The sequence below is a fragment of the Candidatus Midichloria mitochondrii IricVA genome (assembly GCF_000219355.1).
In the GTDB taxonomy this organism is placed as follows: domain Bacteria; phylum Pseudomonadota; class Alphaproteobacteria; order Rickettsiales; family Midichloriaceae; genus Midichloria; species Midichloria mitochondrii.
The window spans coordinates 774,323-787,167 of the sequence record NC_015722.1 but is presented as its reverse complement, the minus strand read 5'-3'; the positions used below and the strand labels follow the sequence as shown (position 1 = coordinate 787,167).

19 protein-coding genes, 1 rRNA gene and 2 pseudogenes are annotated in these 12,845 nt (G+C 37.5%); 10 read left to right on the top strand and 12 right to left on the bottom strand.

The features are described 5' to 3' along the window. The first annotated feature begins 17 nt into the window (after nucleotides 1-17). The 3 genes from rrf (at nucleotide 18) to MIDI_RS04115 (ending at nucleotide 714) form a co-directional block, all read left to right on the top strand. Nucleotides 18-132, top strand: a 5S ribosomal RNA gene (rrf, locus tag MIDI_RS04120). 109 nt (nucleotides 133-241) lie between these two features. After that, nucleotides 242-409, top strand: a complete 168-nt coding sequence (locus tag MIDI_RS09370; protein ID WP_013951321.1) for a transposase — start codon at nucleotides 242-244, stop codon at nucleotides 407-409. 101 nt (nucleotides 410-510) lie between these two features. Beyond that, nucleotides 511-714, top strand: coding sequence for a hypothetical protein (locus MIDI_RS04115; protein WP_013951320.1), 204 nt, complete (start codon nucleotides 511-513; stop codon nucleotides 712-714). A 69-nt stretch (nucleotides 715-783) separates the two neighbouring features. On the opposite strand, the gene MIDI_RS04110 is transcribed toward MIDI_RS04115, so the two are convergent. The 3 genes from MIDI_RS04110 to MIDI_RS04100 are packed head-to-tail and all read right to left on the bottom strand — an operon-like array spanning nucleotide 784 to nucleotide 2,296. Continuing rightward, nucleotides 784-1,638: a glycine--tRNA ligase subunit alpha gene (locus MIDI_RS04110; protein ID WP_013951319.1), complete on the bottom strand. Its 855-nt coding sequence runs from the start codon at nucleotides 1,636-1,638 to the stop codon at nucleotides 784-786. 8 nt (nucleotides 1,639-1,646) lie between these two features. After that, on the bottom strand, nucleotides 1,647-1,847 hold the full coding sequence (locus tag MIDI_RS04105) for a hypothetical protein (protein WP_041185483.1): 201 nt from the start codon (nucleotides 1,845-1,847) through the stop codon (nucleotides 1,647-1,649). Next, a complete protein-coding gene (locus MIDI_RS04100) occupies nucleotides 1,844-2,296 on the bottom strand; it encodes a hypothetical protein (protein WP_013951318.1) in 453 nt (150 codons plus the stop codon). Before MIDI_RS04100 ends, MIDI_RS04105 begins: the two co-directional genes overlap by 4 nt. A 134-nt stretch (nucleotides 2,297-2,430) precedes the next feature. Between MIDI_RS04100 and MIDI_RS04095 the strand changes: the two genes are divergently transcribed. Then, nucleotides 2,431-2,952, top strand: coding sequence for a diacylglycerol/polyprenol kinase family protein (locus MIDI_RS04095; protein WP_237697336.1), 522 nt, complete (start codon nucleotides 2,431-2,433; stop codon nucleotides 2,950-2,952). Nucleotides 2,953-3,127: 175 nt separating this feature from the next. Continuing rightward, a complete protein-coding gene (locus tag MIDI_RS04090; protein WP_148234147.1) occupies nucleotides 3,128-3,778 on the top strand; it encodes a hypothetical protein in 651 nt (216 codons plus the stop codon). Between the two features lie 44 nt (nucleotides 3,779-3,822). Here MIDI_RS04090 and MIDI_RS09820 read toward each other — a convergent pair whose 3' ends face one another. From MIDI_RS09820 to rpsL, 5 genes and pseudogenes are all read right to left on the bottom strand, one after another. Beyond that, nucleotides 3,823-3,957: a hypothetical protein gene (locus tag MIDI_RS09820; protein WP_272940944.1), complete on the bottom strand. Its 135-nt coding sequence runs from the start codon at nucleotides 3,955-3,957 to the stop codon at nucleotides 3,823-3,825. Between the two features lie 269 nt (nucleotides 3,958-4,226). After that, nucleotides 4,227-4,490, bottom strand: a pseudogene (locus MIDI_RS04085) (GTP-binding protein); the annotation flags it as partial. A gap of 15 nt (nucleotides 4,491-4,505) precedes the next feature. Next, nucleotides 4,506-6,593, bottom strand: a complete 2,088-nt coding sequence (fusA, locus tag MIDI_RS04080) for an elongation factor G (protein ID WP_041185480.1) — start codon at nucleotides 6,591-6,593, stop codon at nucleotides 4,506-4,508. Nucleotides 6,594-6,611: 18 nt separating this feature from the next. After that, nucleotides 6,612-7,085, bottom strand: a complete 474-nt coding sequence (rpsG, locus tag MIDI_RS04075) for a 30S ribosomal protein S7 (RefSeq protein WP_013951314.1) — start codon at nucleotides 7,083-7,085, stop codon at nucleotides 6,612-6,614. Between the two features lie 13 nt (nucleotides 7,086-7,098). After that, on the bottom strand, nucleotides 7,099-7,473 hold the full coding sequence (gene rpsL / locus MIDI_RS04070; RefSeq protein WP_041185479.1) for a 30S ribosomal protein S12: 375 nt from the start codon (nucleotides 7,471-7,473) through the stop codon (nucleotides 7,099-7,101). Between the two features lie 418 nt (nucleotides 7,474-7,891). Here rpsL and MIDI_RS09365 point away from each other — a divergent pair, with 418 nt between their 5' ends. Continuing rightward, nucleotides 7,892-8,098, top strand: a complete 207-nt coding sequence (locus MIDI_RS09365; RefSeq protein WP_013951312.1) for a hypothetical protein — start codon at nucleotides 7,892-7,894, stop codon at nucleotides 8,096-8,098. Between the two features lie 89 nt (nucleotides 8,099-8,187). Here the strand turns inward: MIDI_RS09365 and MIDI_RS09360 are convergent, their stop codons facing one another. Then, nucleotides 8,188-8,331, bottom strand: coding sequence for a hypothetical protein (locus MIDI_RS09360; RefSeq protein WP_237697335.1), 144 nt, complete (start codon nucleotides 8,329-8,331; stop codon nucleotides 8,188-8,190). After that, complete coding sequence (locus tag MIDI_RS09815; RefSeq protein WP_272940943.1) at nucleotides 8,316-8,444, bottom strand: hypothetical protein; 129 nt, start codon at nucleotides 8,442-8,444, stop codon at nucleotides 8,316-8,318. The genes MIDI_RS09360 and MIDI_RS09815 overlap by 16 nt, the downstream gene beginning before the upstream one ends. Before the next feature lie 626 nt (nucleotides 8,445-9,070). On the opposite strand from MIDI_RS09815, the gene MIDI_RS04060 reads away from it, so the two are divergent. The 3 genes and pseudogenes from MIDI_RS04060 to MIDI_RS09810 all read left to right on the top strand — a co-directional run bounded on the left by MIDI_RS04060 (nucleotide 9,071) and on the right by MIDI_RS09810 (nucleotide 10,249). Continuing rightward, complete coding sequence (locus MIDI_RS04060; RefSeq protein ID WP_013951310.1) at nucleotides 9,071-9,268, top strand: hypothetical protein; 198 nt, start codon at nucleotides 9,071-9,073, stop codon at nucleotides 9,266-9,268. A gap of 341 nt (nucleotides 9,269-9,609) precedes the next feature. Then, the gene (locus tag MIDI_RS10295) at nucleotides 9,610-9,870 is read left to right on the top strand and encodes a phage major capsid protein (protein WP_083809684.1); all 261 of its coding nucleotides are present in this window, start codon (nucleotides 9,610-9,612) and stop codon (nucleotides 9,868-9,870) included. Next, nucleotides 9,752-10,249 (top strand): annotated as a pseudogene (locus MIDI_RS09810) (phage major capsid protein). The gene MIDI_RS10295 and the pseudogene MIDI_RS09810 overlap by 119 nt, the downstream one beginning before the upstream one ends. Nucleotides 10,250-10,252: 3 nt before the next feature. Here the strand turns inward: MIDI_RS09810 and glmU are convergent. Both glmU and MIDI_RS04045 read right to left on the bottom strand, forming a co-directional pair. After that, the gene (glmU, locus tag MIDI_RS04050) at nucleotides 10,253-11,557 is read right to left on the bottom strand and encodes a bifunctional UDP-N-acetylglucosamine diphosphorylase/glucosamine-1-phosphate N-acetyltransferase GlmU (RefSeq protein ID WP_013951307.1); all 1,305 of its coding nucleotides are present in this window, start codon (nucleotides 11,555-11,557) and stop codon (nucleotides 10,253-10,255) included. A 1-nt stretch (nucleotide 11,558) separates the two neighbouring features. After that, nucleotides 11,559-11,741: a DUF3035 domain-containing protein gene (locus MIDI_RS04045; RefSeq protein WP_013951306.1), complete on the bottom strand. Its 183-nt coding sequence runs from the start codon at nucleotides 11,739-11,741 to the stop codon at nucleotides 11,559-11,561. A gap of 67 nt (nucleotides 11,742-11,808) precedes the next feature. Here MIDI_RS04045 and hemH point away from each other — a divergent pair, with 67 nt between their 5' ends. Continuing rightward, nucleotides 11,809-12,831 carry a ferrochelatase gene (gene hemH / locus MIDI_RS04040; RefSeq protein ID WP_083809683.1) on the top strand — a complete coding sequence of 341 codons (1,023 nt, stop codon included), beginning with the start codon at nucleotides 11,809-11,811 and terminating at the stop codon, nucleotides 12,829-12,831. The last annotated feature ends 14 nt before the right edge of the window (nucleotides 12,832-12,845 follow it).

The following is a 12,845-nucleotide window of genomic DNA, read 5'->3' as shown; positions in this document are numbered from 1 at the left end:
AGGACCCCAATTTTTAGCTTGGTGGTTATAGAGGAGATGTAACACCTGAGCCCATTCCGAACTCAGAAGTGAAGAGCTCCATCGCCGATGGTACTGTGTCTTAAGGCATGGGAGAGTAGGATGTTGCCAAGCTAAAAATTGGGGTCTTTTAATTTTGCAGCTGAAAAACGCTGCAGCAAAATTTAGACTAAGCCTTCCCTATTTCAAGCTGCGATTCTGCAGCCTCCGCTGGTATGTATAAATGGTTTGTCATAACTCACGTACTAGCGTAATAAGGTCTTTAAAGGCATCGCTCAGCGTGGGAAAACGTCGACCCGGATGGTTCTTTGGCCTCAATGATCAAGGAGAGATTATGTCATTCACACTGACATCAGTAATACAGATGATCGAGCCGTTGTCGAGAAACTGACTCAATATTTGACAGGCCTTCTATTCGGAGATCGGTGGTATATAAGCAAAAACACTGAGCAATCAAGGTATTGAGCTCGTCACCCACGGCTTAAGAAAAACATGAAAAACAAAACCCGGCTTGCGGCTTTTAAACAACTGCTTCTTGCAGGGCGTGGATTGATTAAAACAGCCATCGGACAATTGAAAGAGATTTGCCAAATCCGGCACCACACGGCATCGCTCGCCAAACAATTTCTTGACAGACCTCTTTCTCAGGGCTCTTGGCTTATGTCTTCAACCCAATATTATCTCATGGAAAAATAGGCTCACGGGCATACTCCTTAACGTCAAACTGGGGTTTTATATAGGATTCTAGGACCTTTCCTGGCCTTCTTAGGTCAAATTACTTACCGTATTTAACCAAGAAGCCGAGCAAGCCCTTGCCGCATCTCTAATTTTAGCTATATAAGCTTCGCGCTCTGTAACGCTTATTGCTCCTCTTGCTTCAAGCAAATTGAACATGTGTGAGGCCTTTAAACAAAGATCGTAGGCTGGCTGTGGCAATTCTACTTCAACCAATATAAAAACTTCAGAAAGCACATCTACAAAATGGCTTTTAAGCATTTCGATGTTAGCTCGGTTGAAGTTATAATGGCTGTATTGCTTTTCAGTTTTCAAAAAAATGTCAGCGTAAGTAACACCAGCATTATTCCAAGTAACGTCCCATATACTGTCTACTTTCTGTATAAACATAGCAAGTCTTTCTAAACCATATGTTATTTCCGCAGCCACCGGCCTACAATCAACTCCGCCTAATTGCTGCATATAAGTAAATTGTATAATTTCCATTCCATCACACCAAATTTCCCAGCCAAGACCCCAAGCGCCCAAGGTTGGGTTTTTCCAATCATCTTCAACAAATCTAATATCATGATTTTTTGCGTATAGGCCAACTTTTTCCAAGCTCTCTATAACTAAATTCTGCATGTCGTCTGGAGAGGGCTTCATTAAAACTTGAAATTGATAATAATGTTGCATTCTGTTCGGATTTTCTCCATACCGGCCATCAGTAGGCCTGCGGCAAGGCTGCGCATATGCAACGTTCCATTTTTCTTCACTTAAACATCTAAGAGTAGTGGCCGGATGCGAGGTACCGGCTCCAACTTCAATATCATAGGGCTGCAATATGACACAACCCTTATCTCCCCAAAATTTCTGTAGGTTAAATATAATATCTTGAAAATGCATAAACTTAACTATCGGCTTAGAGCTTTCTGTATCTGAGGAGTTGAAATAGCATTAATTTCTTGAGAAAGCAATGCATCTGCGCCCCTATAATGCATACCTTCTTTTGCTGCAGGCCTCATTGCGTCTACTGCCTGTATGGACACATCCTGCGGATTAGGAACCCCTTTATCCTGTAAAATCTTATCAAATTTTCCGTCGACATTTATCACCTGCCCCTACTTTGATTTTTGCCCTGAGACATAGATTGTGCCTTTATTAAATTAACCCAAAAACCATTACCAGATTGTTGAGCAGCCATCCTCGAAATGATGTATCCTAATTTTTGCGATATTATGAAGTTAGACCAAAACCCTTGAGGTTCAACAATACCAACTATTTTAGTTTCGCTCTTTTGTTTATCATCCTCTATCTCTAAATCATTATACTTTGTCACCTCATTCTCTTGTGCTCTTTCTTGTTCCTTGTCCCGGTGCAAAAGTTCCGTATTTGGCTTCGGCAAAGGCTCATGCTTCCTATAAGGAGAAGAACCAAGTATTGTTTGAAGTTTTTCTTTTGATTTTTTTCTATTGCTACTATTTAACGCTAAATTAATAGTGATTAATGCAGCGATACCGGCTATAACTACTCCAAGTACGATGCTGACAACTACCCCTGTCATTTTCAATAAATTAAATACGCAATGTGTTTAACAATATCTCAAAAGAAAGATTTTTGAAAGAAATGTTTAGAAAAATCCTACACTTAAGCTCAATCTTATTTCCCATATTATATCACTTTACAAATAAAGAGAGCATGATGGTTTTGATTTTACTTTTTACTTCAGGAATGTTTTTTTTCGAGTGGAGCAGATTTTCAACGGGCAAAATTCACTATATTACTCAAGACATCTTAAATTTTCTAAAAATAGATATAAATAAAATAATACGGCCTCATGAAATAACTACACTAACAGGGGCTAGCTATATGGCTATTGCGATGTTTATTACTTTACTATTTTTCCCAAAATTTGTTTTTATAATAGCCTTCTCAATACTAGCTGTATCTGATTCTCTTGCAGCGTTAGTAGGACTAAAATTTGGAAAAATCCAACTCTTAGATAAAACTTTGGAAGGCTGTCTAGCATTTTTTCTCAGTGCGATTGTAATTTCTTATGCAATTATATCCATCTATGGAATAAATCATATGAGCCTTTTTGCTATCCTCTTAACGTGCTTTATTACTGCTTGCGTAGAATTATTTGCAAAAAAGATCGAAGTCGATGATAATTTACTTATCCCCTTAATATTTTGCATATCGGCTTCAATCTTTTATTAATTAAAGAGAGTAAAACAGAGAAAACTAGATAGCACAAACTAAGGAAGGAAAATTCACACAAAAACCGGACATAACCAAGGTTTAAGTGTATAAACGTATAATTTTGCTGTTAACTGGAAATATCCAATTATGTCTTTGACTTAATTGCAACTTAAGGTAGTATAATCAGTGTCAATTGAGTTTCATACTACATATGGTTGTGGCACAGAATAATATAGAGGATAAATTTATATCATTTTTGCAGCGTAGTGCCATACGTTTGGATTCTCAAACAAAAGAAAAGTTTATTAGATCAGTGTTTTACATAAAACAAGCTTTGATCAAGGAAAAAATTACCACTGCTTCTCAAAAAGAAGAATTAACTGAAATTATTAAGGTATTGGCGCATTCGATAGTTTCAAGCACCACTGAAATCGAAACAGATAATCCAGGAGCAGCTAAAAAGATATTTGGTTTTTTAGAGGAATTAGAAATCCCAACTGCGCTTTTGGGAAGCGTAAAAAATGAGCAAGAAAAAACAAAAAGCTCTACAGATAATATCTTAATTAGGCCAAAAACATTCTTAGATAATTTTGAGATTAAAATTACAAAGATTGTTCAAAAAATCTTATCACCCTCTAGGCATTCTCTAGATCAAAATCCTCACCAAAAACCACTCTCCCTTGAAATTAACAGTCTAGAAGAGAATTCCTTATCCGCCTCCAATAAACAAGAACCGTTATTTTCTCAGAAATTTAATAAGTCACAGCAAGAAAAAGCTTCATTTGTAGAACGTATAGAAGCAAAAAGAAATGCTACGCCAGGTTATACTAAACCCCGTAAATAACCTCAGTTTGACGTAAGGAGTAGGGCCCGTGAGCCTATTTTCCATTAGATATATTGGGTTTGAAGACATAAGCCAAGAGCCCTGAGAGGAGGTCTGCCAAGAAATTGTTTGGCAAGCGATGCCGTGTTGTGCTGGATTTGGCAAATCTCTTTCAATTCTCCGATGGCTGTTTCAATCAATCCACGCCCTGCAAGAAGCAGTTGTTTAAAAGCCGCAAGCGGGTTTTGTTTTTCATGTTTTTCTTAAGCCGTGGGTGACGAGCTCAATACCTTGATTGCTCAGTGTTTTTGTTAACCCCAGTTTTAGGTAAGTTTTAAAGAAATTATCTGATATGGTTTTAAAGAAGCTGTGTAACCATTAAGTTTCTCTCAATTTCACGATAAATAAGGAAAGTGGTTTCCCTAGTAGAAATATTTTGTTTGATTGATGATTTTTGCAAGCGACAACTAATCATGTTTTTTACATAATCCGCGTGTCCAGGACAATCAACGTGCGCATAGTGTCTGTTTTCTGTTTCGTACTCAACGTGAGCTGAGTTAATGGTGATTCCTCTTGCCTTCTCTTCTGGCGCCTTATCTATCTCATCATACTTAACATACCTTCCAAACATCTTGGTTAGTGCTGCTGTCAAGCTTGTCTTACCATGATCCACGTGACCTATAGTTCCTATATTCACGTGCGGTTTATTTCTTACAAATTTCTCCTTTGCCATAAATTTTACCCTTAACTATTTTTTACCCATAATCTCATCAGCAACAGCCCGCGGAACCTGTTCGTAATGAGAAAAATGCATTGTGTACTGCGCTCTACCCTGAGTCATAGACCTTAATGTATTAACATATCCAAACATTTTTGCCAATGGAACTTTTGCATTTATTACTTGAGCATTACCTCGTGGCTCCATTCCAAGAACTTGTCCTCGAATACTATTTAAGTGTCCAATGACGTCACCCATAAAATTCTCGGGAGTTACAACTTCTACATTCATAATTGGCTCAAGTACTTTAGGACTCGCCTTCATAGTGCCTTCTTTGAAAGCAGCTTTTGCCGCTATCTCAAACGCTAAAGCACTTGAATCGACATCATGGTATGCACCATCAAGTAATGTAGCTTTGAAATCTATTAATGGGTATCCAGCTAAAACACCACCAGCGCTTATAGCTTCTATACCTTTCTCAACAGCTGGAATGTATTCTTTCGGAACATTCCCTCCAACTACCTTGCTTTCAAAATTAAAACCTGCGCCTAATTCTAAAGGCTCAAATAATATCTTAACTCTAGCAAACTGACCAGCACCACCGGATTGCTTTTTATGAGTATAATCTATCTCATAAGCTTTAGTAATGGTTTCACGGTACGCAACTTGAGGGGCACCTATATTAGCTTCAACTTTAAATTCATGCTTCATACGATCAACAATGATCTCTAAATGTAGCTCACCCATACCTGCTAATACAGTCTGGTTAGTTTCAGGATCAGTACTGACCCGAAGGGATGGATCTTCCGCAACAAGCCTGCCAATTGCGATAGACATTTTTTCCTGATCAGCCGTTGTTTTAGGCTCAACAGCCACTTGAATTACAGGTTCGGGGAACTCCATCTTCTCTAAAATCACGTTGCAATCCTGCTCGCACAAGGTATCGCCCGTAGTAGTATTTTTTAGACCAGCAAGGGCGATGATATCACCGGCATAAGCCTCTTTTATATCTTCACGGTTATTAGCGTGCATCAAAAGCATCCTACCAATTCTTTCCTTATCATTTTTCACAGTATTCATTACCCCAACGCCACTTTTTAAAGTACCAGAGTAAATCCTGATAAAAGTTAGGGAACCAACAAATGGATCATTCATGATTTTGAATGCAAGAGCTATAAATTTACCGCTATCATCTGATTTCACTTCAATTTCCTCGTCAGTATCTGCATCAATTCCTTTGATTGGCGGAACATCAATCGGACTTGGTAAGAAATCAACAACCGCATCTAATAATGGCTGAACACCCTTATTCTTAAATGCGCTACCACAAAGCACTGGAACTAATCCACCTGAAACTGTTCCTATTCTTATACATTTTTTAATTTCTTCTGGAGAAAGCTCTTCACCCTCGAGATACTTCTCCATTATTTTATCATCAAATTCTGCAACTGCTTCTAATAATTTTATACGATACTCATCTGCCTCTCTCTTCATATTTGCAGGAATATCTTTATATTCATATTTTGCACCAAGCTTATCACCTTCCCAGATTATAGCGCGCATCTTAACAAGATCAATTACTCCGATAAAGTCATCTTGGCTGCCTATAGGCAACTGTAACACAGCAATGTTAGCACCCAATCTATCTTTGATCATATCTAGGCATCTGTAAAAGTCAGCACCCATTCTATCCATCTTATTGACAAAGCACATACGCGGCACGCCATACTTATCTGCTTGGCGCCATACCGTTTCAGTTTGAGGCTCAACCCCCGCCACTCCGTCAAATACTGCAATAGCGCCATCAAGCACTTTCAGAGATCGCTCCACCTCAATAGTAAAGTCAACGTGCCCTGGGGTATCTATTATGTTAATCTTAGTCTTTTTAACTTCAGAACCAGCCCACTGCAGAGTTGTAGCAGCTGAAGTGATGGTAATGCCCCTCTCCTGCTCCTGCTTCATCCAATCCATAGTAGCAGTTCCCTCATGCACCTCGCCTATCTTATGAAGCTTACCTCCATAAAACAAAATTCTTTCTGTAAGGGTTGTCTTACCTGCATCAATATGCGCCATTATTCCAATGTTACGACAATCTTGTATGTTCTCCAATCTACTCATATGATGTTACCTTATCTATTACCATTTATAATGAGCAAATGCTTTATTGGCTTCTGCCATCTTATGAGTATCGTCGCGCTTTTTCACTGCTTCGCCCTTACCGCTGTAAGAGTCGACAAACAACGCAGATAACCTAAGCGCCATTGATTTTTCTGCCTTTCTTGCTTTACTCGCTTTAATGATCCATCGTACAGCAAGCGCCATAGCTCTAACGGCACGTACCTCTACGGGAACTTGGTAAGTAGCACCGCCGACACGCCTAGACCTAACTTCAAGAACGGGAGAAACATTTGCTATAACTTTTTCAAATAATTCTACAGGGTCTGCACCTAATTTATTAGCAGCATTTTCCAGTGCATCATACACTATCTTTTCTGCTACTGACTTTTTTCCACCCACCATAACATTGTTAATAAACTTCGCAATCCCTAGATGCCCATATTTTGCATCAGGTAAATGCTGCCTATTTTCTGCTGCTCTTCTACGCGACATATTTCAACCTCTATTACTGCTTAGGCCTCTTAGAGCCATATTTAGATCTACCCTGTTTACGGTTTTGGACACCTTGGGTATCTAGAGTACCACGCACCGTGTGGTACCTAACACCTGGTAAGTCTTTTACACGCCCCCCTCTAATTAATACTACTGAGTGTTCTTGCAGATTATGTTTTTCTCCTGGAATATAGGAGATAACTTCATAACCATTAGTTAATCTTACACTACAAACCTTACGCATAGCCGAGTTAGGCTTTTTTGGAGTCGTTGTGTAAACCCTTAGACACACCCCCCTCTTCTGCGGACACTGCTGTAGCGCCGGCACTTTGTTTCTCGATAATTTATCTCTTCTAGGATGAGATATCAATTGATTAATAGTTGGCATTCAAAACCTCCAACTCGCTTTAATATTTTATTTTTAAATTAAAACACAAAAACCCATGACAGACTTTCAAGTCATCGGCTGGGCAATAATATGTATAATGCACAAATACGTCAAGCCCTTTCTTCTCTTATCATATATTAAATATCCAAAATAAATTAAAATTGTTAATTTATTAACAATTTCTTACCTAATTAAATTCCCTAAATAAGTAAATACAATGAGACTACCCAAGCCCGAGTTCAACCACCCGCACTCCAAGAGCCCAGATAATAAACTCAGTTAAGCAATGACAGCTATAATTTTAATCATGAAAACTTACCAATATAAAGCTTTGAATATTGAAGCCAACAACTTTTTATTCAAGTGCTTGGCATTGCCTAATATTTATAGATAGGAGTTTCAAATCCAGCAGATGCCTATGGAAGAAGAGGTTAAGAATAGTGCAAAGCATCCTCAGGAATTTGCTATAGCGCTTCGTTCTTCGATTAAAACTAGCTGGATAATGCCTCTTAAAGAATTCTTTGATTCTAGCACAATGATGTCTCAGCCTTTGTTTTGTGATGGTGCGTGGAGATTTCATAGTATTCGTAAACGCTGTAATCATCTGTACATGCTCAATTTATAACGTTCTTCCAAGCCTAAATGACAGGTTCATGTAGGGTTGCCTTACTCCCGTCACCTACTTCAAAATCAATAATTTCACCCGCTCCTCTATCAACAGCAATCCATATAAAGGTGTACTCCCACTTCCATTCTTTGGTCTTTTTTTATATATGTGCACAGCTCCTCAATCTCTAGGACCTCGATATCCTTAAGTGACTTTGTGCTGTTGCAGCTCTTATCTAACTTTTCTTGCACATAGCGCCCCCCCGTCCTTCGATCCATGAAGATATTTGGCTGTTATGGATTCCAGTCAGTCTCTCTATCGTCCTAATCCCACAGTCCTCAAGGTTAAGTTTTAAGTCTATCATTCATCGTGTATTTCTGCCGCTTATCACCTTCTCGGTAATTCTTTTTGCAATTCTTGCATCTATACCTCTGCTGTCCCTATACCACGCCATTCTTCACCTGCTCGAGAGCCACAATATTTACACTTGATTGTCCATTTCTACTCCACCTATTATACTATGAAGATATCATACCATCTTGTTGCCGTCTATAATTACCAGGCATTGCCAACAAAAGTTTGCTGCATACACCATTCCATCTACAAGCTAGAATTAAATTAGTTGGATGTGACTGCATAGGGTTAAATTATTGAGGTAGCTCAAAAAACTCAAAATCAGAGATTTTGAGCTATTATTACCACAAAATTATAACTACTTCCAAGATAGAACCTACTTTCTTGAGCGCCTTAAGAGCAATCTAAAAATTGGTATAAAAAGAAAAAGGTACGATTGCAGTAGTGGGCACTAATGAACTTGGCTGACACGCTGGTTTTATTAATCAAGATGGTGATCACAAATTTACGTGGATACACTCTTGCACGAAACAAAGCAAAGTTATCGAACAACGATTTTTTGAAGGAGCTTTTTACTTCGATTTTTTGAATATTATCGAATAAAAGTAGATATTTTCTAACTAATACGGAGCTTTTATGAGCACATCTGATATCACTAACAGGCTTAACCAAATTAATGACGCCTGGCATAATTTAACTCAAACTAACGATGAAATCACGAACACTGATCGAGATAATGTTGATCCATTAACTTTAGACAAAATCAGTAAATTAAATAACTTCATTGATAAACAACAAGAAGAAATAAATTCACTAAAAACTGCTATAGCTTAGACCTCTGCCTGGAAAAAACCTAATAGAACCTGATGCTAGGGGATATGGAGTATAAAAGTGCATTTTGTAACTATTTACGCAAAGGGACTGAACATTCTTTATCCAATCTTGAGATCAAATCGTCATTAGTTGGAAATAATAATGAATTTGGCTACTCTATCACAACTAGGGTGAGTGAACAAATCTCAGATTTTTGTTAGCAAGAACTTCTGTCATGAGGCAAATAGCAAAGGTTGATGAAGTCTCTACTGATGCTTTAGAGTTAATCGAAGACAGAGAAGATACAAACGCAGGCTGATCTCAAGACGTCGATAGTATCATCAATAATAGTCGTGAAATAAATCCAACCCGAAAATATAATACTGGTACATGAACTTTATGCTCAGCCTAAGGTTACTCAAAGATTACTCGATGACCCTAGAATTGATATAGAAGATTGGATCACTAAGAAACTTATCGACGTATTCGCTAGAAAAGAAAGCGATGCGTTTATTCATGGCGATGGTGACGGTAGGCCTCGAGGTATTCTGTCTTACCAAAACGGTACAGAATGGGGTAATATTGAACAAATATCTAACTGGAAAAGTGAAAATTACTGCTGAAAGCATCATAAATTTGTTCTTTTCCTTAAAGGAAATTTATGCAGCGAATGCTAAGTTTTTAATGAGTAGAGCCGCAGTTCAAGCCATTAGAATGTTAAAAGATGAAAAAAGCGTCAGGTATCTAGTATAAATGCGGAAACACCAAATACCACACTTGGTGCAGAAGTCATTGAATCACCGGATATGCCTGGATTAGAAGAAAATAACATCGTGGTCGCCATTTGCAGATCTCAAACATGCTTACCAAATCGTTGATAGTCCGGGAGTCAAATTGCTGCGAGATCCATATACTGGCAAACCTTATGTTAAATATCATGCCCTCAAAAGAGTAGGTGGAGATACAGTAAATTTTGACGCAATTAAGTTGCTCAGTCTATGAAAATTAAATTCTTTTTTTATATTTTTTTTGCTCAACTCTTGCAATCGCTAAGTGCTTTGCAGGAATATCGTGAGTTACAATGCTACCTGCCGCTACCAGCACGTCCTCACCCATCTGAATAGGAGAAATAATACAACTATTAGAGCCAATAAAGCTATTGTCGCCAATTGTAGAATGGTGTTTTTTATAACCATCGTAATTGCAAAAAATAGTTCCAGCGCCTATATTCACGTTTTCTCCAATTGTTGCATCACCTATATATGATAAATGAGAAGCTTTAGTGCTCTTACCCAGTACAGTATTTTTGACTTCAACAAAGTTACCAATTTTTGAATTTTCTTTTACTTCAGTTTTAGGTCTTATTCTAGTAAATGGCCCAATACTAGCTCCTTTTTGTACTCTCACACCTTCTAGATGGCTAAATGGCAAAACTGTTACATCTGAATCTATCCATACATTGGGACCAAAAAAAACAAAAGGATGAATTACCGCATCTTTTTCAATGATAGTTGTTGGAGTCAAAAATACTGTATTGGGAGCAATCATTATTACACCTTTGTTTAACAAAGATGTCCTCAATTTTTCCTGCAAAATGCCTTCGGCGCACGCTAACTGAGATTTGTTATTTATTCCAATTATTTCATTATAATCGACTACCTTTATCAAACTACTTTTATACAAATTTTTATGTTTATATACAAACTCAATCAAATCGGTAAGATAATATTCATGAGAGTTGTTATTATTGTTAACTTTATCAAGAAATTCTTTTAATATAGTTGTTCTAACTAATAAGATGCCAGAGTTACAAAGAGTGATTTTTGCCTCTTCCCCTTTGGCATCTTTCTTTTCAATTATTCTGATCAGCCTATTTCTTTCATCTACTACTATTCTGCCATATTGGTTGTCCTCAAAATACTCAAAGCCTAAAACTACTAAATCGCTTTTTTCTTCCCACATCTTTTTAATGGTGGATTCCTCAACAAAAGGGATATCAGCATATAATATTAACGTATACTCAGATCTTACATACTCAATAACAGATTTTACAGCGTCAGCTGTACCCAAAGGCTTTGATTGTAAGGCAGTGTCTATTTTATAGTGCCTAATCAATTTATTAAACAATTCATGATTTGCTAGCTCTTCGTTTATTACGGTAATTATTTCTTCTGAGCAACTTTTGGCTAATTTTATCACATATTCTAACAACGGCTGTTGAGCAACCTTATGCAGAACCTTAGGCAAGGAAGAAAGCATTCTGGTCCCACTGCCTGCGGCCAATATAACGGTTGTAAGATTTTTTAACATTTTATCTTTTTAACTCTTGAGGCCCAGGTAATTCTTCTAAAACAGGAGGAATCTTGAGATGCTCACGTGCCAAAACCGTAGTTTGATCTGGACCATGAGCTCTCAATCCTAACTTTGTTTTTGCAGCGTTGGAACAGCAAACTAATAAAAAAGGAATAAATAGAATAATTACATTTTTTATCATGGTATTTCTTTGCGTTCTTTCATTTTTTGATTTACAGCTTTTTAAAATTTATTACAAGATAAATTCCATGAAAAAGAAGATCGCAGTTATACTATTTAATCTGGGCGGCCCGGACAAATTGGAGGCAGTAAAGCCTTTCTTATTTAATTTATTTAACGACAAAGCTATAATCGACATAGCACAGCCCTTCAGATGGATTTTAGCCAAACTGATTTCCTCAAGTAGAGCAAAAACCGCTCAACAAAATTATGCTTTACTCGGAGGTGGCTCACCCATTTTAGAGCTCACTCAAGAACAAGCAGCAGCTCTTGCACAATCCCTTAATACTTCATCTTCCAATCGATATGAAGTTTTTGTGTGTATGCGATATTGGCAACCATTTACCGAAGAAATTGTAGCACAGGTAAAACATGGAAATTTTGATGAAGTTATACTACTACCCTTATATCCTCAATTCTCTACAACAACTACTGCTTCATCTTTTAGAAAGTGGTACGAAGTTGCAAGAAAACTACATTTAAATCTACTAACTAAAGAAATTTGCTGCTACCCGACGAATCAGCATTTTATAAAATCACATGTAGAAATTATTACTCAATATTATAAAGAAGGCGTAAGATATGGACCAACCCGGCTTCTCTTTTCAGCGCATGGTTTACCGCAAAAAATTATTGATAAAGGGGACCCTTATGAACATCAAATCAAGCTAACAGTAAAAGAGATAGTCGAACAAATACCTTATAGCAACTTAGACTACAGGGTGTGCTATCAAAGCAAGGTTGGTCCATTGAAATGGCTTAAACCTTCAACTGAGTATGAAATACTTCAAGCTGCTAAAGATAAGGTATCTATACTTATAGTTCCCATATCGTTTGTTTCTGAGCACATAGAGACCTTAGTAGAACTTGATATAGAATATAAAGAATGGGCTAATAAACACGGTGTTCCTGGTTATTTTAGAGCCCATGCTCTAGGGATCAACAATGAATTTATTCAGGCTCTTACTAATTTATGTTTGGAACCCAACAATGAAGTAAGCTGTTTTTCTAAGCATAAATGTTGTTTGCGTTACAAGCAAAAGTACTTATAATCTGCGCCCATAGA

Excerpts from the sequence above, each read along its gene's own strand:
- MIDI_RS09370 (WP_013951321.1), top strand. The coding sequence starts at position 242 with ATGGTTTGTCATAACTCACGTACTAGCGTAATAAGGTCTTTAAAGGCA.
- MIDI_RS04115 (WP_013951320.1), top strand. The coding sequence starts at position 511 with ATGAAAAACAAAACCCGGCTTGCGGCTTTTAAACAACTGCTTCTTGCA.
- MIDI_RS04110 (WP_013951319.1), bottom strand. The coding sequence starts at position 1,638 with ATGCATTTTCAAGATATTATATTTAACCTACAGAAATTTTGGGGAGAT.
- MIDI_RS04100 (WP_013951318.1), bottom strand. The coding sequence starts at position 2,296 with ATGACAGGGGTAGTTGTCAGCATCGTACTTGGAGTAGTTATAGCCGGT.
- MIDI_RS04095 (WP_237697336.1), top strand. The coding sequence starts at position 2,431 with ATGATGGTTTTGATTTTACTTTTTACTTCAGGAATGTTTTTTTTCGAG.
- fusA (WP_041185480.1), bottom strand. The coding sequence starts at position 6,593 with ATGAGTAGATTGGAGAACATACAAGATTGTCGTAACATTGGAATAATG.
- rpsG (WP_013951314.1), bottom strand. The coding sequence starts at position 7,085 with ATGTCGCGTAGAAGAGCAGCAGAAAATAGGCAGCATTTACCTGATGCA.
- rpsL (WP_041185479.1), bottom strand. The coding sequence starts at position 7,473 with ATGCCAACTATTAATCAATTGATATCTCATCCTAGAAGAGATAAATTA.
- MIDI_RS09365 (WP_013951312.1), top strand. The coding sequence starts at position 7,892 with ATGGAAGAAGAGGTTAAGAATAGTGCAAAGCATCCTCAGGAATTTGCT.
- MIDI_RS09815 (WP_272940943.1), bottom strand. The coding sequence starts at position 8,444 with ATGATAGACTTAAAACTTAACCTTGAGGACTGTGGGATTAGGACGATA.
- MIDI_RS04060 (WP_013951310.1), top strand. The coding sequence starts at position 9,071 with ATGAGCACATCTGATATCACTAACAGGCTTAACCAAATTAATGACGCC.
- glmU (WP_013951307.1), bottom strand. The coding sequence starts at position 11,557 with ATGTTAAAAAATCTTACAACCGTTATATTGGCCGCAGGCAGTGGGACC.
- MIDI_RS04045 (WP_013951306.1), bottom strand. The coding sequence starts at position 11,741 with ATGATAAAAAATGTAATTATTCTATTTATTCCTTTTTTATTAGTTTGC.
- hemH (WP_083809683.1), top strand. The coding sequence starts at position 11,809 with ATGAAAAAGAAGATCGCAGTTATACTATTTAATCTGGGCGGCCCGGAC.